The 23,527-nt window shown below is 38.8% G+C and carries 10 protein-coding genes; all 10 read right to left on the reverse strand.

Features of this window, described 5'->3' with window-relative positions; translation table 11 throughout:
• Nucleotides 1–21: 21 nt before the first annotated feature.
• A complete protein-coding gene (locus IPJ83_15845; GenBank protein ID MBK7882011.1) occupies nucleotides 22–4,113 on the reverse strand; it encodes a hypothetical protein in 4,092 nt (1,363 codons plus the stop codon).
• Between the two features lie 664 nt (nucleotides 4,114–4,777).
• Nucleotides 4,778–5,473, reverse strand: a complete 696-nt coding sequence (locus IPJ83_15850) for a hypothetical protein (protein MBK7882012.1) — start codon at nucleotides 5,471–5,473, stop codon at nucleotides 4,778–4,780.
• Nucleotides 5,448–6,005 (reverse strand): archaeosortase/exosortase family protein, encoded by a 558-nt coding sequence (locus tag IPJ83_15855; protein ID MBK7882013.1) that lies wholly within the window; start codon nucleotides 6,003–6,005, stop codon nucleotides 5,448–5,450. The genes IPJ83_15850 and IPJ83_15855 overlap by 26 nt, the downstream gene beginning before the upstream one ends.
• Nucleotides 6,006–6,080: 75 nt before the next feature.
• Nucleotides 6,081–7,007, reverse strand: a complete 927-nt coding sequence (locus IPJ83_15860) for an IPTL-CTERM sorting domain-containing protein (GenBank protein MBK7882014.1) — start codon at nucleotides 7,005–7,007, stop codon at nucleotides 6,081–6,083.
• Between the two features lie 222 nt (nucleotides 7,008–7,229).
• The gene (locus tag IPJ83_15865) at nucleotides 7,230–8,156 is read right to left on the reverse strand and encodes an IPTL-CTERM sorting domain-containing protein (GenBank protein ID MBK7882015.1); all 927 of its coding nucleotides are present in this window, start codon (nucleotides 8,154–8,156) and stop codon (nucleotides 7,230–7,232) included.
• A 264-nt stretch (nucleotides 8,157–8,420) separates the two neighbouring features.
• A complete protein-coding gene (locus tag IPJ83_15870; GenBank protein MBK7882016.1) occupies nucleotides 8,421–11,861 on the reverse strand; it encodes a T9SS type A sorting domain-containing protein in 3,441 nt (1,146 codons plus the stop codon).
• Nucleotides 11,848–12,237, reverse strand: coding sequence for a hypothetical protein (locus IPJ83_15875; protein ID MBK7882017.1), 390 nt, complete (start codon nucleotides 12,235–12,237; stop codon nucleotides 11,848–11,850). The genes IPJ83_15870 and IPJ83_15875 overlap by 14 nt, the downstream gene beginning before the upstream one ends.
• A 30-nt stretch (nucleotides 12,238–12,267) precedes the next feature.
• Nucleotides 12,268–15,384 carry a T9SS type A sorting domain-containing protein gene (locus IPJ83_15880; GenBank protein ID MBK7882018.1) on the reverse strand — a complete coding sequence of 1,039 codons (3,117 nt, stop codon included), beginning with the start codon at nucleotides 15,382–15,384 and terminating at the stop codon, nucleotides 12,268–12,270.
• Between the two features lie 521 nt (nucleotides 15,385–15,905).
• On the reverse strand, nucleotides 15,906–22,562 hold the full coding sequence (locus IPJ83_15885; protein MBK7882019.1) for an HYR domain-containing protein: 6,657 nt from the start codon (nucleotides 22,560–22,562) through the stop codon (nucleotides 15,906–15,908).
• 94 nt (nucleotides 22,563–22,656) lie between these two features.
• On the reverse strand, nucleotides 22,657–23,094 hold the full coding sequence (locus tag IPJ83_15890) for a hypothetical protein (protein MBK7882020.1): 438 nt from the start codon (nucleotides 23,092–23,094) through the stop codon (nucleotides 22,657–22,659).
• Between the last annotated feature and the right edge of the window lie 433 nt (nucleotides 23,095–23,527).

The raw sequence follows: 23,527 nt of genomic DNA on the forward strand, positions 1-23,527 counted from the left end.
TAGAACAAAACGAATTTAGCCTTATTGGATCACTACCATTCTCCTCGTAGCGGTATATCCTTCCGCATCCAACTGATAGTAGAGGACGCCGGTAACACCAAGCTGTGAGTGGTTAATCTGAATACTGTTGTAACCTTTTACAGCCTGAATGTCCGATTTAAGAACAGTTCTGCTGTTGAGATCATAAACAGTCAGTGTGGCTTTTGCAGCACGAGGCATGTCAAATCCGATCACTGTCAGATCAGAGAATGGGTTTGGTTGATTCTGATACAGAACCAGGCCATTCTGGTCGTTAGAACCTTGGCTGTTTCTGTAACCTAATCTGATATCCATACTTTCAAGTGAAGCATTGTAAGCTTCTGCCTGAGTAATGGTCGAATTTAATTGTAGCGTAGTTGATATTTGACCTTTGGAAAGAGCTTTGAATTTGAGCGAGAATAAGTTGTCGTAGTTCTGAAGGGCCGTGATTTCATTACTATTCCAACTGATTGCGAGCAATCCTTCTTCAATTCTGGACAAGCTCATATTCTCTTTTGTGAAACGACTTACTCCACTGATTACATCAACAAGCTCTAACTTTGTTGGATCAAATTGCAGTGTAAACTGATATCCATTGATGGCCTTTGCCTGAGACAACTGAATTGGAACAGTTAATTCCTCATTAGTCGAATAATTTCTTTCCGGAGTCACAAGCGATAACACATCATTAGATCTGGATTGTGTGCTTGATGCATTGGATGCAACAACAGATCCGTTCAAATCTCCAATCTTAATTCCTCTGAAATCAATGATCATACTTTGATTGAAAGGATTGATCACATAATTTCTTGGGAAGTTTTCATTCAAAACTTCTTCATCGGACTCAACGAATTTGTAGTTTTTATCTACGAACGCCCATGAATCATTTTTGCTGAATTTAGAGATCTGACCAAGGATCAATTTTCTTAATTCAATGATATCCGCAGAGGTTACAGTCTTGCTGTTATTTACATCAGCAGCAATGAACAAATACGGATCCTTTAATGGCTCAAGTCCAAGGATGTGTTTTTGAATTTTAATAATGTCCGCAGTCGATATGCCATTTCCATGATCATCGTTTTTAAACGGTGCAACTGTGTAAGTGGCGCCATTCAATTTCATGTCGATGAATGCATACCTTCCATCTTTGGTGGTGGTGTACTTAGGTAAATTACTTCCCTTAAGTTCTACTTCAACTTTATTGATAGGATCCTGAGAATTTCCGGTATTGGCAATAATCAAACCCGAAACATTACCTGAGGTAAGTGTACCTTTTTGACATGCTTTATTGTTATCCTGTACTTCAATAAATGTTCGGCAGAAAGCTTGCTGACCAGTAACTGCATCTGTCACCCAAATTTCTACAGCCTGCTGACCAAGATGTGAACAATTGTAGTTTCTGAATTTATCCGCAGTATCCTTAGAGAAACTCAAAACAATTCTATTGCCACATACTTGATAACTTCCACGATCCAAATCGCTTGCCCAAACCTGGATCATTGCAGTATCCACTACACCATCCTGATTGGTATCCATTGGCATCAAATCTATCGCCACACCATTCAAACAATATGGTGTTGGTTGTTTGCAGTTAATGATGCTGAATCTGCGCTCTCTAGCTACTTTATTTCCGCATTTGTCTTCCACCACAAATTTGATGGTGTGATTGCCTAACTTATATCTTCCGGAAGCATTAATTCTGTTTCCTATTCCTGAACTGACGATATCATAAATACCATTGTTGTCCAGATCAATCAGATATTCCCATGCAAGCTCACTTCCCGGTGTACAATCATCCGATAGATCAGCAGTCAGAACTGCAGGTCCATTGAAACAACTGTCTAATGTACAGAATGTGGTATCTGTAAATACGCCTGTAATCGTTGGATCAACTAAATTATTTACTTTAATGATCTGCTCATGTGTAGCTGTTACATATTCATATTGTCTGGTTGCAGAATTGTAAACAAACTGGCACCAATCAATAGCTTTCCATTTTCTAATGATTTTATAACACGCATCTGATCCATTGACAAATCTGAACACATGATCTTCCCAACTATAACCAAGTAAATCACATTTATCTTCATTAATGGCTTTCGGTCTTCCGGTTCTTTCAGGTGTAAGGATGTTTGGATCAAAACACATGTTGAATGTTGAATCCTTTGGCCAGATAATATCAGAATTTAATCTGAACGGACAATAGTTGAAGAAGGTAATTACCTGCTTACAAGTATCTACACCATTTGCATCTCTTACTTCCCAGTATCTTGTAATGGTTCCAACATTACACTGAGTTCTGTTGTCCACGTACCATTTACTCAAACTAAGATTACAATTGTCGTGGGCGAATCCATCATGTATATTAAATACAGTATCGACTCCACTAAAACAGTTTTTCTTAAACCTAATGGTTCTGGTATTGAAAATCAAAGCAGAGTCTGTTTGAATTTCTCCGAATACATTAAGGTTGTTGATGTCAAAATGATAATCACAAGATACCGTTAAATCAACCGGAGCTTTGCAAGTTGGTTTTAACTTATCCTGAACTTCTATATTTACCATGCAATCGTTATAATTGCCGGATTTATCTTTTACTCTGAAGACTACCAGAATAGATCTGCCTACATCTTCACAACAGAATTCTACAAATGGTCTGAATGGATCAGCTAATCGATCATTGTCGCATGGCCCATCATTCATCCGTCTGACCAACATGGAATCAATATGACAATCATCATAGGATCCATCGTCAAATGTTTTGGCATAAACATGCGCTCTTCCATCGACTGAAAGTGAAACCACCGTTTCTCTATCGCAGATCGCTACAGGAGCAGTTTTATCTAAAACTCTTACCAGAACTATACAAGAATCAACATTGTAACAATCATCATAAGCGCGGTATACAATATTATGTTCGCCAACAGGAAGCTTAACGGTTCCACCATTTTGATTCTTAAGTATTCCTCCAGGATATACAACATCCACACGTACTGGTCCGCCACAACTGTCAAACACAACTGCAGGTGGTAAGTATACTGTTCCTTCACACTTATAGTTACCATCCGTGGTAGCATCAATTGGATATGGACAATGAACATAAGGTGCTTCTCTGTCTACAATTTCAATTAATTGTATACAGGTACGCACGCGCTCACCACTACACCACCATTCACGGATTGACCACATACGCATGTACTTCTGAACACAACCAATCCTTCCAAGATCGATGTCTTCATAAGTTACCGCTATGTTGCAGTAAATATCTCTTACAGGCCAAAGTGCGATTGTATCAAGCACTAATGGACTGCGCAAAATAGTATCGTGGTACAATGGTACTCCAGTATAACTCGGATGGGGATGGCCTTTACTATCAAGTGGAATACGATTATATCTTAGATCTTTGCAATTTAAAGCTCTGCCTGTAGCCAATGATCTGTCTTCCGGACAAATAACTCTTGAAGTGTCGAATCTTTCAAGAAGTGTAGTATCTGTACAAATAGCAGACGTATTGTTATAAGCATCTCTAGCAATGTACTTTTTAATTACACGCTTAATGTAATTAGGATCGCAATTCAGTGGCTGAATAATTTCATCCAACAAAATCAACGTATCCCATGTGCATGCATCGTAGTGATACGGCGTAAATGTTGCCGCTGCAAAACATGGAATTGTATCTCTGCGACACTCAATTACCGGAGGTAATTTATCCTCCACTACCAGAGTGCCCCAACATTTGTTGCCTGAGATTAAATCCTTAATTTCAACCTCAACATGCTGACCGATCTCTGCATCGGTAACCACCGGAGAAGTTGGAATTGGTTTTTTGTACCTTAATACAGTTACCTGATATTGCGCACCAGGACACTGCGTTGCGGTGTCATTCAGAATCATTGCCGCTGTTACCAGTGCACGACAATTCTGATCTAAAGAAATTTGTGTAAGCCCATTACATGCCAATGAACATTGCGCCGAAACTGTCTGTTGGACAGAGGCGAATGTAAAGACAAACAAAGCTGCAATAAATATCCTCACGAGGTGAAGACGTGCAAAGCTTGATGTAGAAATGGGAGATGTAAAAATCGTTTTCTCCATGAGATCCTCTATTTAATGATTAATAAAAATTTTATACCAATTCACATAGCACACGGAGGTCACTCCGAATACACATGCGTTATTCGCAAAAAAATTTTTGTCCTGAATAAAAACTGTTTGGGTAGGTTGTCAAACAGAAATCATATCCCTGGACAAGGATCTAAAATCATTCGTTGGTAAAAAAAAATTGCTGAAATTCTAGCTTGCGCTAAAGAGAGGATCTACTATTACTGGGGTTGGATGTAATAACTACACAAAGGTAATTATTATATTTAAAAATCCTACTATTTGTGATTATTTTTTTTAATTAATTACAAATAGAAAAATCTTTAATACGTGGCAAAGATAACAACATTGTTTTTTAATAAAGAATACCAATATATAAGTATTTTTTCAAATATGTTATTTTTATAATGCATATTTATTTGATTAATAATCTTTTACAAATATAAATATCGAATAATTTAATGGATTTATAACTCAATAACCTCCCCTTAAAAATCCAAAGTAACTTTTGATTCCTTTAGAAAAAGTCATGAATTGGATATAACTTGATTTCAAAAATAACAAAATATACAAGTAATTTATCAATTAAAAATTTTCATCCAACAAGAAATAGATTTTCTTAAATAAGTGAAAAATATTTAATGTTAATTCCTCCAAATTATTTTTTTGATAAAAGCTGATTTGCTTTCAAAAAAATCCACAGACAGAATATCCAAGAAACTAAAGTGATCAGATATATGCTTTCAATGCCATGAAATAAAGTGGAATACGAAATCAATTTATTTTGCCATAGGGACAATGAAACAGGGCTTAAATTTTCGGACTGATTAATTTGTATAATGAGGATGGTTAGAAATCGGAGTAAATTTATTATCTGCAAAAAGAGTAAAGAAAAAAGAAAAAGTAAAATCCTTTTTATAAATAGTATAGGCACTGCAATACTTAAACAAAAAACAAGAATTGATGGCAATAACCAAAGATCCCAATTACTCAATTGAATTTTCTGGTTTTGAACCGGTAACTTTTCTCCGGATACTTTGGATTGCGATAAAATATTTTTCTCATTTAAAAGATTGAGTTGGGTATCATATTTGGAGTCCAGAAGAATGGGTGACAATTTCAGCTGATACATACCTACTACAATTTGACGGGGTTGTTGATCTGCGGTATGTAAATACAAATAAGTGTCTGCAAAAAAATGATCCAGCTTTTGATTTAAGATTCCATTGATGGACTCGATAGCGAGCCATTTAATTTTAGTAAACTTAATTCCGGGAATGAATAGAAAATAACTTATGGTCAATCCCAGTAAAAAAGTAATTATACTTCTATAGCTGAACTTTGGTTGAATCATAATTTGTATTCCGGATAAGCCAATGGATAAAAAGTGCCCCGGAGCTGACTAAAAAAATAAATTGCCAGAATTCTATGTGCAGAAAATCAAATATTTCCGGATAGTACAATTGGCTAAAAACCAAACTCAGGATGCGTACTAAATTGAGTATGGCTAAAACTAAAACAACAAACAAAATTCCCTTGATCTTATTTCGCATCCTAACTTTTGGAAATAATGCTATTGCAAGAGCACTTAAAAATATAGGTGCAATGGCATCGCATCCTTTGGAAATACTTACCACCGCATCACCACAATGAATGTTCATATCTTCAGCCCAGGAATCATACCCGAATAAATTAAGTAGCAAGGCACTGCTTCTGGCAAATAAACTGGAAATGGGCTGTTGGATCAATTGCTCATAGATGCCAGTGGAGGAAAATATAAAAAACATCATTAAAACCAGAACCATTACCAATGCATACTTAATGAGTTCATTCCTCAAGTACTTCTGCATTAGAGTTGGTGTAAAACCTGTCAATTGATGTGGCATAATAATTTTTATCTTTTACAAAAAAATAAGAAGGGCAATATGTGAATATTACCCTTCTTTATTTGTGTATTAAAATTATTCTTCCCTATTGCTGTATTGTATTCCCAGTTGGACAATGAAAGCCAAAACTATACTGGAGAGACTGAATCCCGGAACGTCTGCACCAGTAAGACTATATCCGAATCCAAAAATTGAAATGCCAAACCCAATCAATCCACTTAACCACACTATGGCCAGTGACTTCATGAAAAGTTTTCGGTCAAACACAATTCCTGATGAAAAGCCACCATCTGACTCCATCGACATACCATTGGATAGAACCAATTTTCTTCTGATCATAAATACACCGGCAATGGCAAATAAAACCAATCCCATAAGAATTAGTCCCCACTCACCCATGGTCGGCACCATGCTCAGACAACTGATTCCGAATTCTCCTATGGCAAAACCTGCGGCAGCTGGAGGGAAGGTAATGGTAATTGACTTCAACAAACATTTAGAACCGGTAGCATAAAATCCAATAAATTTAGCCCCAGAATTACCATTTATAGAAATAGGACCTGATGTTGTGCCATCATTAGCTACGGCAGTCGCTGTATACGTACTGAAATTATTGGATTCCGCGTAAAAGTAAAATGATCTGGTTCCAGGGGGTAAATTTATTGTTGTTGATGTACCATAAAATTGATATACATCGCCAGTATAGCCATGACTCCAGGTAGCCCAACCTTGCCCAATTCGACGGTGAGAACCCGGAGTACTGAAGGACAATCCGCTACCGCAAGGTGCCGGAGATGGTAAGCTACTGATGGCTGCCCCAAGAGCAGATGGATCCGGTGCAAATGGCTGCATGGCAAAACTCTTGAATAGTACCGGCGGAGCTCCGGTGCCCGGACCCGGATCAAAATATACGTTGGCAAAAGTTGCTGGTAAAAAGAAACCTAAGGTAAAAAAGAAGGACAGTACTGGCCACTTCTTAAGGTTTGATTGAATGAAATCCATTTGGTAAGTTTTTATGGTTATGAATAATTTTACTTCCAGGAGTTATTCACTACCATTCCCTACCTCTGAATCTTCAAAGGACTTTAGTTGGTTTCGGCACAAATGTATAAAATATTTTTTATATATAAAAAATATTTTTTATATGTGTATATGCTCCTTTGAGCCTGGGCAAGGTTCCAATCTTTCGTATTGAACTTTTGCTTGAGGACGCAACCGGGCAAGTTATGGTCGCCTTTGGTAGGTTATTCCCAAATGAACAATATATGCAATGAATAGGCTTGAAAGTCCAAATCCTGGCACGTCAGCACCAGTTAACTGATAACCAAAACCCAGAATTGCAAGATTAAACGCAAATATCCCTATAAGACCCACCGCAAGCCAAGACTTTAACATCAACTCTTTATGGAATGGTATCATTTGATTAATCGAATGATCCATTTCAGTAGCCATTCCATTCTCAAATACCAACTTCCTTCTAAACATAAATACACCTGCTATGGATAGTAGTCCTAGTCCTAACAATATTAACCCCCATTCGCTCATGGTTGGAATTGCCGGCATACAACTAATCGCAAACTCTGCAATGGCAAACCCACCAGCTGCAGGTGGATACGTAATTTTGATGGTCTTCAGTAAGCATTGTGAGCCAGTAACATAAAAACCAATAAATTTGGCACCGGCATATCCCTGAATCGTTATTGGTCCTGAGGAGGTTCCATCATCAGCAATAGCCTCCGCCGTGTAATTACTATATACATTGGGTTCCGTATAAAAATAAAATGCCCTTGTTCCTTGTGGTAGTAAGATGATGGCCGCCGTTTGATCAAAATAAGTATAAACATCTCCGCTATAACCATGACTCCAGGTTTCCCATCCCTGACCTACCTTAAGGTGCAATGCAGGTGTACTAAACCTCAGACTGTTTCCACATTGTGATGGAGAAGGAAGACTAGTGGTGGGGGTTAACAGTGCAGTTGGATCTGGCTCAAAAGTCCGCATGACGTACTTATTAAAAACTGCAGGAGGTGGTCCTGTTCCCGGCCCCGGATCAAAAACTACTCCGCCAAATAGACTATTTGAAAGAAATGCAAAAAAGAAAAATTGAGCTACAACGAAGGAGCTTCTCAGATGAAATTTACAAAACGCCATTTTATCGGTTTATGGTGATGAATATTTCTCTTAACAGATACTCATTACCATTCTCTGAATCCCAATTTAATCAGGAAACCCGGCTGGAACAGGCACAAATATATTATTAATTTTTATATGTATACTGATTTATTGGAAATATTTTTTTTAATAAGCTCAACTATCTATCACAAATCACTGTATTTCAGTATTTTATAGTTTAAATTAAAATTTAATAAAAAGCCTTTCCGTCTAATTGGAAAGGCTTTTTCAACTACTGGAATATTATTTCAAGAGAACAATCTTTCCTTTTTTTAAGATTTTACCTGCCTGGAGCCGGTACAAATAAACACCGGATCCGCCAAGCATCCCACTTTCTATTTCCCATGTATTAAGACCTTTTTCAATCGACCTCCATTTTCCATACACTACTTTTCCTTCTGTATTCATCAATTCCAAATAGGCATCTACGTTCAGTGATGATTCAAATTCAATTTTGCACCGATCTTTAAATGGATTTGGACGAATTCCCCATCTGTTAATTTCTGATGCACTATCCGCTGAAGAACCAAGGATTCTGATGGAAATAGGAGACGCAAGACTATTGACAAGAAATATTTCATTGTTTCTGTATTCAGTATCTCTCAACAATTCAGATAGCCTTGTGGAGATTTTATTCCGCCAAACTATCCTGAACACCCGCTGGCCTTTTTCAAGTCTTTTAGGCACGCCAAGGCTAAGACTAATTCGTAATTCACGGTCTTTGACATAATAAGAATCCTCCGAAAGGTCCACCCCTCTGCCATCACTGAGGAATTCAACTATCCTGTCAACTTCGGCATATCTTGGATCAAAACTCATATTTATCTGAAGTCCCTCCATAGTTAAATCATCATTGATCATAAAATCGGAATGACTCCTTTGGTTTTCTGGTAATAAATGATCTTCGACACCCAGCTCAAAATATCTTAACCTTGCACCCGCAACTTTTTCCTGGAATCCGGATGAACCACTGACATCCCCAACTTTTATCGACTTAAAGTTGACCGACTTATCCTTCATCAGATGATCGGTAATAAACTCTTCTTCGAACGGTTCACTTAAAGGAAAATCCAGGTCATTAAAGCTATAATCCTCAGCAAGGAATCTCCATGACTTATTGGTAGGAACCTCCTCTACCTTTCCAAGAATTAGTTTCCTTAACCAAACAATATCCCTTGTGGTTACAAATCCATCCTTATCGACGTCCGCTGCAATCCATTGTTCTGGTTTAGTAAAATTTGAAATACCCAGTATATGTTTCTGTAGATACAAAACATCTTGCGTGGATAATCCATCTGTCCAATTTCCAATTGTATATTCCGGCTTTAAATGAACAGGGGATCCCGGCTTTATCTGATCTTTCATATATTTTCCCTGCAAATCAGTGGACACCATTTGACCTGTGCTTTGCTCAAACATCTCTACCTTTTCCATTGGATTTCCTTTGACATCTCTCACAAGTCCTGTGACATGAATGGTTGTTTGGAAATTACTGTTGCAAAAATTATTCGGATCATCCACATCAACCAATGCATTACAACTTCCTGCATTTCCGGATGAATCAATCACAAATACTTCGAAGGTGTAAATAGAATCCACGTTCATTTTGTGAATGCTGCATGGAATATAACGACAAGTATCATTTAGGTTATTTTTGTTAAATGTGATTACCAATTTATGTCGTGGTGTACAATTATCTGAATAAAATTGAAGCAAATCACGGGCTATTACTTTAGCGCTATCATTGGATTGTATGTTGGCTGTATATCTTATGCATCCAATCGCAGGAGCTATCTTGTCTGCTAAATCGACAAAAACTGTATCTCTTCCAACATTATTACAAATATCAGTTGCTGTAAAAATAACTCGAGTCTTACCTAATGGATAAATACCACTGGCATTCGCTCCTCCGTTGTTAAAATCATTGGTAATACTTACTATATTATTGCAACTGGTAACGACAACTGGAGCCAAAACCAGAAATGGATTACATTCAGTAAGCGTTGAACAAAATGCAGTATCTCTTGGACCTTTAAGTCTTGCAGGTGCAAAATCCGAGACATTGATGACTTGGGTATCTCTTGCAATTGCACCATTGCACAATGATCTTGCTTGCCACAATCTTAATATTCTTCTACAGGAATCAGGTGGCCTATTTAAGGTGCTGTCTCTCCAAGTATATGCGATTGTGCCACAACTGTCTCTTGGATTTATCGGCCGCAATCCCAAAGAATCCGGATGATTAGAGCGGCAACCGCGCACCATGGTATCTCTTGCCCAAATAAAATCTCTGGCATCAAAAACATAATTATTTACAATTTCTATTCGTTGTCTGCAACTGCTATCTATCGTACCATTTCTAAAGTTCACCCTCCATTTCCTGATAAAAACACCTCGTCTGCAACTATCCAAGCTACCTGAATCAGAAAATGTTATTCCATTTGTGGCCGTATCCACACAGACTCCTGAAATCGTTAGTCTTCCTGTGAGATTTAGATTATTTTTATTCTGGGTGCAACTTAATGTGATGTTGGCAGGACAATTAATGGAAAAAACATTCTTGTTTTGAATCTCCACTTCTATCATGCAGAAATTCGAATTCCCATTAACATCAATGACTTTTACAACAATCATCTCCCTCATTCCGGCATCTGCACAACAGAAATAAATTTGATCCCTGAATATAGTATCCTGTGGTCTGTTACAACGATTCGTCATTCGTCTGACCAATACTGTATCCACTGCACAGTTGTCTGTGAAAAAACCTATCTTAGAAAAGTAAGCCGCGTTCAAAGTAGATTGTCCTGTTCCATCCAGAGAAAAAATCAACTTTGGTGGACAAATCAGAGTCGGTGGAATATTGTCTACTACCGTAACATAAGAAATACAAGTATCCGAGTTTCCACATGGATCAATGGCTATGTATTGCATCGTATGCTTTCCGGTAGATAATTCCACACTTTGCCCTGGCCTTGCAAGAAAAAATGAATCTATTCTCACCGCGTAAATTATCATAAAAGACGGACTGCATGCATCCGTGGCAGTGACTGTTGGTATTTGATATAGATTTAAACATTTATTTGCTTCTGTAAACAAAGTAACATCCGCGGGACAAATAATTTCCGGTCTTGTAGTATCTGCGATAGTAATGAGCTGAGTTTCCATGCTTGTCATACGTGTGCACCAATTCATTACAAACCAGCGGCGTTGAATTTTTATCATCCCTCCACAAACCGGTATGGTGTCATCCAAATGGGAAGGGAGCAAATCACAAAACGCATCAATGGGTTCTCCAAAAATCGTTGGAACTTCCAAAGTGGAAATATCCGGATTGGGACAATACAAAGTGTCATCTTCAGGAAACACTACATCAATCAAGGATGGTTTTTTGAAATAAACATCTTTTGCACAAGTGGTTTTGTTTCCGTAATCGTCTGTAACGGTATACAACAAATGGCTAATTCCTGAATACTGTAAATCACATTGTAATCTTTCAAATCTTAAATCGTAGAGAATGGAAAGATTTGCATCGCAGTTGTCACTTGCAAAAATCATGGTATCATAACGTAATTCAAACGGATCATAAGTACACAAAACAGTATCTGTTCTACACACCAAAACAGGCATAAGTTTATCTTCTACTTTCAACTCACTCCAACAACTCATACCATTAGTAGTGTCCAAAACAGTTGCAGTCCGCTTTTTTTCCTATATCAGAACAACTTACATAATTAAGTCCTGTCTCATTCACATAAACTTTAAATTTTCCATAAGAAGGCAGTTTATCTGTAATCAACATTTGTGCAGTAAGATATGCTCTGCCGCTCTGATCCACAGAAATCTGCACCAAACCATGACACGGCAAGTTAAAACTCTGAGCATTAAGTTCAACCATTGGCTGCGCTTCAACTCTGTCAGATGAAGGCCAATCCTCAGGAACAGCCTTCATCTCATTACAGAATTGGAATACCAATAATAACAACATCACTTTAGAGGCATTCTTTCTAATGTGACTGGTCCATTTTGGGATGGGTTGATTTATATTTTGTAGATTTTTCATGATCTATGAATTGCAGATATAGTTTTAGAATTATTGTACGACTATCTTTAAAATTTTCTTTGATTGTGCTGTTCGCATTACCAAAAAATAAACACCCGGATGTGACAAAACTTGTGGATCAATCTCTACACTGGTCACTCCATGTATACTGACACTTTTAAATTGATGAATTGATTTTCCTGAAACATCAAAACATTCCAGATTCAATTCTTCCAATCTTTCACTGGAAACCTTAATCAGATACCTACCGTGTGTTGGATTTGGACCAGCTTCCAGAATTTCCAATCCTTGTTCTACGTTGCTTTTATTAGCCGCCTGAAGGACAATATTGTACTCCTTATTTTCTGGTCCATAAATTTCATTTTGGAAATTTTGCGATAAGCTGATTGCTTCAGGACAAATAATTTTAAGCTTGGGTATTTTAAACTCAAATAATATTTCTCCGCTTTTTACGTGAACCGCTTCTTTCAAATTTATGGAAAGCAATATTTCATTTCCCTGCACATGGAGAAAATCTTCAGACCAATTGACGCCTAAAAAATTATTCAACAAGGAAATATTTTCTTGACAATTGTTTTCAAACTGCATGGACAATTGCATCCCATTTATAAATCCTTCTGAACCGGATCTAATAATCAATTTTTGATCTGCAAACTGATAAAGTAATATCTTGGTGTTAAACGCATTTGCTATCCCTTTCTTTTGAAACAGGGATTGATTCAAATCCCCCAATTTAATTCCGATAAAATCAATCTTCCTGCTGGCTTCCATTGCAGGAACAATCATCCATTTATGTTGTTTGTACTCTTCCCATGGGAAAGCCGGATAACTAAATCTGTAATTTTTGTCTATACACAAATAAGATAAATTATTCGGCAATGAGTAAATCCTACCTAAAATTAAATTCCTTAGTACCGAAAGATCCTTTGCTGTTATTGAACCACTTTGATCTACATCTGCAGCCAATAAATCATAGGGATTACTTATTGGATGGATACCGAGTATATGTTGCTGAATCCTTAGAATATCTGCTGTGCTGATTCCTTCCAGATAATTTACATCCCCATAACTTTCCATTCCGACGGATATACCTTTTGGTATATCCGGAAAGCTATATTGGCCCATTTCATCAGTAATGCATTCTGATATAGTGTTGCCATACTGAAGACGCACTTTAGTTTCCGGAATATTCATTCCATAATAACTGCGGACCAATCCAGATACGTTGAGATGGTTAAAAGTTTGTGGACACAGGCTATCCGGATCAGTAACTGCAATATATGTTGTGGCAAAGCTTGAATTATTGCATTCATCCCACACATAAATATTGATGATGTTCTGTCCAATATCATCACAAGTATATATTCTTAAGGTATCGCTTGGATCGGCAGAATATGAAAACCTGAGTCTATCTGAAGCCGTACAATTATCTTCACTTTTTTTGTTTAGCAAGCTTGCTGGAATACTCACCATAACTCCGGCTGCCATTCTCAATAGAGAAGTACTTAATCCATGTAAGAGTAAAACGCTTGGCTTCTTACCATCTTTTATTTCCACCCGCACTAATTTTGTATTTTCATTATGGCATGAATCCACTGCCTTGAAATAAATGCTGTGCGGGCCTATTGGCATGACACCACTGGCATTAGGACCAACTCCTACTTGGTCGATTTTTCCATCACTCCCAAAATCTATTTCATAACTTAAGGATATTGCAGTATTTACTCCACAATCAATAGCAGACACATCTGGAAGCTGAACAAAACTTGGCGTACACTTATCCGAAAAACTGTAAATCAAAGTGTCATTAAAACTCAAAATTTCCGGTGGAATGGTATCCATTATTTTGATTTCCTGAACATAACTGTAATACCCATTTGATGGAATTCTTGGATTAGGGGTTAAGTACGGATTGTAGACACACCAGTTTATTACTTCCCATGTTCTGAGAACTTTTCCACATACGCCCCCTCTGGTAAAATCATAAAGTTCATCTGTCTTTTTGACCAAAACCTGATCGCATTTATCTTCATTAATGATGGGGACTCCTGCTTTTATGGTATCTGGTTTGATTCTGCATGCATAGACAATCGTATGCGCTGGCCACTTGAGTTGATTTGTATCCAGTCCATTAAAGTTTGAATTTTTCAGGAGTGTAACCGTTTGACTACATTCGGACTTTAAACCCAAACCATCTGTTGCTATATATTTTCGCACTATTGTGCCGGAACCACATCCATTCAGGTTCCTGATGATTTGAGAATCCAATCTGACCGCCGAGCAATTATCCGAATAAATGGGACGCTGTTTGGCAAATAAGGAGTCCGTGTCAAAACCGCAACTCACCGTAAGGTTTGAAGGACACAATAAATTGGGACCAATTTTATCTGCAACACTGACCATAACCATACAATCCCTAAAATGTCCTATATAGAGACTATCGGATACAGGCCCTGCTCCAGGATAAACATCATATACTCTTAAGATTACTGGAATTGGCGAAAATCCAATATCCATGCAACAGAATAATATCTCATCATCAAACCGGTAATTCGGATTCTTCCCTAAGGTGCAAGAAAACCCAACCGGAGGGTTCATTCTCTTTATTTTAAAATATACATGCCCACAATCATCTGTTGAACCACCATCCAGACTAACGGCCGGAACGAGTCCCTGACCAGTACTGTTTAGATTAATGACCATTTCCGGCGTACAAATTACATTAGGAGGGGTAGCATCAAAAACAGTAATCTTCATGGTATCTCTTCCTACTGAGCCACAGTTGTCTGTAATTTGATAAATCACCGAATAAACACCAGTTTGAAACCTCATTAAGCCTCCATTTGAATTGAGGTTTCCAAAAACCGTGAGGGTCATACTGGATTGAATCGGCATACATGAGGTATTGATGTTTGCAGCAGGTAAAAGAATGAGGCTGTCACAACTTCCAGGCGTATGTATGCTTACCGTAATGTCGGCAGGTGCCGTAACCGTAATGGCCATTGGCAAATAGAGAGAAGGTGCACTAGAGCCATCCCGGGCTGTTAATCCAGAGGATAAGAATAACAAGGTACCCAGGACGACTCCTTGGGAAAGTTGAAAAAATCTGGATTTAGGAATCCAGGCTAAAGAGTTTGCCGTGCACATAATAGAATATTTGCTAAATCCTAAATAAATCAATTAAGGGAACAGCATGTTGCCGTTCATTCATCGCCGCCTTGCCAAATGATCCATTTATAGAATGAAAACTTCAGCGTCAGAACAGCGACATTATATTATTGTCTTTAGGAAGGGACTTGAATTAGAAGGTGGGATGGGTGATCTTCTATTATTCAATCATATTGCAAAAATATGTAATATGTAAGTAACTACATAATAATTACTTAAAAAAATATTACATTTTTATTTTCTATATATAAAATAGTCTGAATAGTGTATTCATAGTGAATCAGTTAGGGTAAATGATTGACTTTGATATTTAGGAGTCTCATCTATGTGGTGTCGAACTCAAATTATTCCATAAAAAAAGCCCCCCATTTCGCTCTCCTTGCAGAGAGTTGATGAGAGGCCATCCCAAAAACCGATTTTACTTAGACAGGAGACCTCCTCTATTTCTAGAGGAGGCACCTGCTTTGTCTTATCGTCTCATGAAGACTTTAGTCAGTTGATTACTCAACTACTAACATCCTCTTTGTTGCGGTGTGGTTTGTTGCATCCAACTGATAGTACAACAGTCCTGTAGCATTCAAATCGCCTTTGCTGATCTGGTAGCTGTTCAAGCCTTTTTGTCCTTTCAACTCGTATACTCTTACTACTTTTCCAGTAACATCGTATACGGTCAGTTTTACTGCACTTGCTTCAGGTAAACGGTATCTTACTACAGTTTCTTTAGAGAATGGATTTGGCTCGTTTTGATACAACTCAAATACTCCACCTTCCACAACTCCTCTGTCGGTGCGTACACCCATTTTTACCTCTTTCACTTCTTCTGATGCATTGTAAGCTTGTGCTTTGGTCACATCACTTGTGATTGCAAACATCTGGCTTACTTTTCCATTTCTGGTTGCTTTGAATACCAAGGTAAACAATTCTGCATCTTTTCCGAAGCTTTCTCCCTTGTTAGAGTTCCAGCTCGTTGTGATGATTCCTTCGTTTAATCTGTTGGTTCCAAAGTTTGCTTCTGTTGCTTTCAACACGCCTCCTTCAATTCCTTCGAAAATCAAGCTTGACTTGTCATACTTCAAGGTGAACTGGTAACCGCTGATGTTGTTGAAATCGCTTGACTTGAAGCTTACTTTGTAGCTTTCTCCAGCTACTACGCTCTTCTCATCCACTTCAATATTCAACACGCCATTGGTTCTGCTTTGTGTTCTGCTTGCATTGCTTGCAGTTGCATCATTGGTAACATCTCCCATTTTAACCGCTACAAAGTCTACTACTTTGTTGTTGTCAAGCATCAAGCTACTTGTTCTTGGTGCATTCCATGGGTTGTTTTTATCAGGGAAATCATAACCGCTTGGTACAAATGTCCAGGATTTTACTTTGCTGAACTCGCTGGTCAAACCAAGGATCAACTTACGTAATTCTGACATATCCGCTGCTGTTACACTTCCGCTGTTGTTTACGTCTGCTGCAATCAATTTGTATGGGCTATTCAATGGGGACTGACCTAAGATATGTTTTTGAATCTTAACGATATCTTGTGTAGATACTCCATTGCTGTGCTCATCGTTTCTGTTTGGACTAACCATGTAGTTTACATTTAACTTCAGATCTCCGAAGCTGTATGGGCTTCCTACTCTCTGAGCCATCATGTTGCCATTGTTGTACAATTGCATGTCTACAGGGTTTGCTACATCACCACCTTCTGTCTTAAGATTTCCAGTGATCTTTCCGAAAGATCCTGTGTTAGGACAGATGTCTTGATTGTCTTGTACGATAACTACTGTCTTGCAGTAATCTTTGTTTCCTTCTTCGTCTTCTACCCACATTTCTACTTCGATTCTTAACTCATCGTTTTGTCCCTGAGCTACGAAATCTGCACAACATACGTTGATGAATGTTTTGGTATCGTCTCCGTCAAAGTAGAACTTCAAGTTCTCTTTTGCAGTACAGTTGTCATAACTTCCGTGATCCAGATCTTTTGCCCAGATCTCAACGCAACCTGAAGCCGGCATAGGTACTGTGATTACTCCTGTCAAGCAGTATGGTGTTGGTGCTTTGCAGTCTTTGATTTCAAATAAGCTTTCGCATACACCTACGTTTCCGCAACCATCTTCTACAAACCATTTGATTTTGTGGATACCTATTGGATAAGTTCCGCTTGCATCGAATGGATTGTGATCGTCATCTGCAAATGGATTGTGGCTGTATTCAACAGTGTCTCCAGCTGCATATTGTTTTCTGGTCAAGGTTCCTACTCGGAAGTCATAGCCTCCGTGTACTCCTTTTCCATCATTGAACGCGTCAATTTTGTATTCCCAGAACAACCAATCCAATGGGCTACAGTTGTCTGTTGCATCTGCTGTAAGTGAAATGTGTCCAACACAGATTCCCAATGCTGGGTCTATCACTGCCGGCTCACATGGACCTACGTTGCATGTTACTACAGGTCTGTCCTGATCTCTTACTTTGATCACTTGTAATGCCTCCCATCTTCCAAAGTTTGGATCGATGAATGGATCGTACTGACACCAGTCAATTACTACCCATCTTCTCAATACTTTGAAACATGCATCTGGCTCTATGTTGAAGATCTCATCGAAATATTCAATAGACAATAATGCACAGTTGTCGTCTGCATTGTTGATTACCTGTGGTCTTCCTAATTGTGGATTGTCAGGGCTGATGTCTGCGCCACATCCGTCGATCGTTACCGGTGTCTGTGTACATACCCCATTTGGCCACATTAAGTCTGTATATCTTGGATCGTTACAAGTTACATCGTCCACATAGAATGGATCGCAGTCTACAAACCAGATGGTCTGGATTGCAGTCACGTTGATGTTGTTTGGTCCTTGTGTAGATACAATTCTTTGGATTACTCCTTGTCCGCACTCTCTAAGGTCATTTACGGTGATGGTTGGGTTGCTTCCGCAGCCGCTTAACACATATCCGTCAAATCCCCATACTAACTCATATTTTCTGTCCCAATGTGCTGTGTCGAAATACTGATAGTAGTATTCGCATGCTTGATTTGGTGCAGGTTTTGGTACTGCGTTAGTCTGTACATATCCAGGATATCCTGTATAGTCGTTTCTTTCGCAGAATTTGTAACATACTAAGTCTTTTGTTACTACTTTCTTTCTGTCAGATAGGTTAGTTACAACTCTACCGAAAGTTGCATCGTTAGGATCTGTAAGTTTGGTAATGTCAAACCAGAACCAGCAGCTTACTACGATATTTGGTGGTGCTACTACTGTAGGTACACTCTTGTTCTGTACTTCCACCTCAATCATACAATCGCTGAATCTTCCGTTCAACACGCTGCTTGTGCTGGTCATTCTGATTGGTGTAACCGGGCCTGGGCCTGGATCCACATCAAATACCCTCAACACAACCATTACTTTTGTTCCTACATCTGCACAGCAGAAATAAGTGCAATCGTCAAAGTAAACCTGATTTCCAGCTAAGATGCTGTTATCATCTCCGTTTACTCCGTTACAAGCTACTACGTTGTTAGAGTTGCTACCGTTGTTGGTTCCCAACAACTCAGCCATTCTGATCACTTTGAAGTAGATGTGTGGTTGACAGTTGTCAAATGATCCTTCGTCAAATGATTCTGCACAAACTTTTGCAAGATTTGATCCAGGAGTTTGATTTCCGTTGATGCTTACTGTGGTTACTGAACGACAGATAGCTTGTGGTGGAACACGATCAACTACGTTCAACACAACTCTTTTCTTAGTTATGTTTCCGCAGCAATCAACTGCATTGATGTAACCGATTTGGATTCCTTCAGGCATGTTTACTACTACATAACCAGAAGTCTCATCACCAAGAACTATTCCTTGTTCAACTTCTACTGTATAATGTACTTCATTAGAACAGTTGTCTATGATCCAGGCTGGTGGAACTTCCCAACGACCAACACATGCATAAGACTCCATGTTCACTCTTGCAGAATCCGGATAAAGAACTTGTGGTCCTTCAGTATCTGTAACTTTTATGATTTGGTTATGACCACCTAATACGCTGGTACACCAGTCCATTACAGTCCATTGTCTCAATACTTTGTAACATCCTACAGGACCTGCATCACAACCAGGAGTTGCAAGGTTGAAAACGATGTCTTTGTAAGTAACGCTCAAGTTAAAGCACTCAGCTCCACCTGGTTTTCCAGTTCCAATCCACATGATGTGGCGGTTAGGTCCCCAGCACAATGGGTTTGTTTGCGACCATTGTCTGTGTGATGGATAGTATACAGGATCAGGATTTGGATGTCCAAACCATGGGCTGTTTACATCATCGATACAGTTCCATCCCAATACTCTTGGTAATCTTCTGTTTGGATATTGGTCAGGTTGATTAGGATTAGCTAACCAGAATGCAGAATCCAAAATATATCCATCCACGCACTCAGGGAAATCCGCCATGTGTGGAGTTACATTTTTGTTTCTGTCTATCTTCTCATCGCAAGCCAACATTGGAAGATCCAAGTTGTCATAATTTCCTGGAACAGTAACTTCGAATAAGTCACCTAATCCTAATGTAATAGTCTGAACGCAGGTTGCTCTGTTACCAGAACCATCTACTGCAGTCCAGGTTCTCAAGATTCTCTTTGAATAACCAAGTGCACAATTTCCATTGGTGCTGTTGTCTCTGTAAGAAAGACTTGCACCACCGCAATTCTCAACTACTGAAGGCGTACCTGTATTAGCAGGGATCGGATCAATGGCACAAGAGAAAGTTGCATTGGCTGGACAAGTAAGTCTTGGAGCAATTTTATCTTCAACTGTTGCATGTCCCCAGCAGCTGTTGCCGGTCACAGGGTCACGTACAGTGATTTTCAATTCTCTACCGATATCAGTTCCGTTGATCTGAGTACCTCTAAGATTAGGATTGCGATCTATAAGACCACCTCCTGTCCAGTATCTTACTTCTACGATGTAATCATCATAACATGCATAAGGACCTCCTTCAAGGACCATATCTGCATTGATGGTAGCAGAACAATTCTCATCCAAACTGATTTGGATCTCATCGTTACAAGCTAAAGCTCTTGTTGGATTGGCATAAGCGTTTACACATACCTGAAATTCACAGGTTGCCACATTACCAGCCGCATCCGTAGCTCTATAGCATATTCTGGTACAACCAATAGGGAAGAAACATCCCGGGCCATAAGGAACGCCACATGTCTGGGTTATTGGCACTCTTGTAGACGAAGCTAAGTTATAACCTATAACTCCAATCCAGTTAGCACCTCCAAATCCAAATGAACTATTGATGAAAGGAGCAGCGAACTGTCCTCCGGTATAGGTAGCACCATTTATTGGTGTATTGATGTTAGCATCACCCATTGCTCTACCAGCACAACCTGTAAATAAGGAGGCGTTGGTTCCTCCGGTACCGGCAGCGTGGATATAAATACCTCTTCTCTCACCTGCAGCCATGGTTAAGCAACCCACTACGGTTGTCTCAGTTTGTATAGGCGCGCATCTCTTAATGGTATCTGAACGAGTGCCGGTCAAGAGATTGAAACTGTCAATGGTATTGGTGAACTGGCCACCAGATGTAGGCGTTCTGGTAGCACACTGAGTCCAGGCACCAGGAGTAGCCACTACAGGTACGTGACTACCTGGAGCAGTTGTATAATAGATTGTGTGGGGAACGTTAGCAAAAGCTCTTTCGCCCAACAATTGAAGATTCAAAATACTACCTGAAGTGTTGATTAAGTCAAACATCACACCCCAGCTTCCAGCTCCGCCGGTGATCGACCAATAAGATGCAGGTGGTAAACACACAGTTGCAGTGTTTCTGTTCCCAAAATAAGCACCGGCAGGACAATTGTCCATCGCCATAAATGCAGGTGCATCCCAAGAAACCTCACATTCACCCGGACCTGCATTTAAATTCACCAACCCACCTTTAGGACATGCTGGCATAAATACTGGTGGTTCAAGATCTTGGATATTAACAATTTGTGAATCCATAGCCTCTATTCCAGTAACTGCATCACACGCTCTCCAAACAATAATATGTCTTCCAACTCCAAGAACAGGAAGAACATTTGTTCCGGTAATGGAGTTGGTACAACCACTAAGAACAGCAGTTGGTACTTCCACTCTAAAGTTAATTGCAACACCGAAAATTCCTGATAGACATCCTGGAGCGGTAGTTATATCTACATCTCCGTCTACAGTCTCAGTGTTGTATGCAGGAATAGCAAATCTCAAGTTTGCAGCGGCACCTGAAGTATTAAAGGTACCAACTTGTGTTCCTGAGATAGATAATGTATGCGTAAGTCCAAAGTTTGCATCACCGTTGTGGTTAACGACCAAATTGGCTGGACCACAACTAATGTCATAAATATTATTTGGAGTTGGATTACTATTACCAGCAGGTGCAACCGGTGCTGGAACATTTCTGTTCGTCTGAGTACAAGTCGTACTGAAAAGTGTAGAACCCGTCGTTACACCTGCAGAAGCGTCGGCAGTAACAGGCACAAATCCAGCACAGATTGTAGAAGGCTTAGGAACATTTACAGTACAAGTACCTGGAGCCAAAGGTAAAGAAATGGACTCAGGTCCAAACTTTGACTGATAAATAGCCAATTCCCCAACTGCAAAATCTACTGGAGCGCTAATGGTTACTGAGCTAATGAAGCAACCCAATTGAGCCCAAAAAGATACACCAGCGGCTCCAGCTGAGCCATTTGCACTAAAAGTGGTATCCCTTCCAGTATTCGCTCTTACTGTAATGGTAAAAGCTGCAAAAGGATTTGGTTCTGTATAGAATAAAAATGCACGGGTATTCGCCGGCATAGTCATGACCATGCTTGTAGATCCGTTAGTATAATAAACTGGACCTGTATACCCATGACTCCAACTAGCCCAAGAACTTGGAACAGTTCTCTTGTTGAGAGTAATGTTAGTGGTTAAAGCATTTCCACAAGTCGGTGCTGCTATACTGTTTAAGTTAGTAAAGTCAGCCCTAACCTCTTGAAATCTTGCCATTGGATAACCTGATACAGTAAGTGGCGGTGCAGCCGTACCTAGTAGGCGTACACCTATTCCGGCATTGGAAAAACCCCACTGACAAAATACCAGTAACACCAATAGAGCTGCTGAGCTCTTCCTGATGTAATTTGTAATGTCTTTCATTCGATTAATAAGTTACTTTGGTTAAAAAATGAGATTAAAGTTTTAATTTGTAATTGTTTTGATATTCATGAGATAATGAATATGGGATGAAGAATTATTGCTTGATTACACTAACAAGTGATTGGTATTCTGGTGTATTCAGTACAGCCTTGACGGTACCGTCAACATCCAATGCGTTTCCGTTCTGTTTTACAAGGTTGGAATAATAGTTTACATCAATGTTGCTGATCAATACAGAATAAGTATCCATATTGACATCAGGACGATTAGTCAAAGCATCAATCATCCTTTTGTACAAACTTACGGTAATCATAAGTTGTGAACCAGGGCCTGCTTGTTTAGCCTGAGGCAATAATAAATCGAGCTCTGCCTGCAGGTCATTTATTGCAACATTAGCAGATTTAAGGGATGGAAGGTTATATGCCTGAGCTGATAACTGGTTATGACCCAGAAAAGCAGCACCAAACAAAAACACAGTCAAAATAGCTAATTTCGAAACAAATCCTGACAAAGAAAATTTCGTTTTTTTCATGAGATTTAGTTTTGGTTTAAAAGTTTTAATATGTTTAATAAATTATTCCTAAACTATTAATAAACCAAAACTCCCCTTCCTTATAAAAGGAAAAGGACACCAATGATAAAAAAGAAAATTTTTGACAACTTAATGCCAAATCAATTTCTTTTCAGTACATTTTAAGACAGATTATTCGGAAGGATTTGCTTCGCCTTGAGAAGAATCGAGTCTTGATTTTGGTTTATAACATAAAACACACATCATGTGTCTTACCAACGACAAAGATAGAAGGACATCAATAGATTAATATAACCATTTATGAGTAATTATAATATGATATATATATTTATATTGTATATAATTGTCCTTCATACTTTAAGATTGAAATAAAATTAACAACTTGACAATAAGATCATAAATAAAATTTAATTTTTTTAAAACTTATGAACCT

The organism is Candidatus Vicinibacter proximus, from assembly GCA_016713905.1.
Taxonomy (GTDB): domain Bacteria; phylum Bacteroidota; class Bacteroidia; order Chitinophagales; family Saprospiraceae; genus Vicinibacter; species Vicinibacter proximus.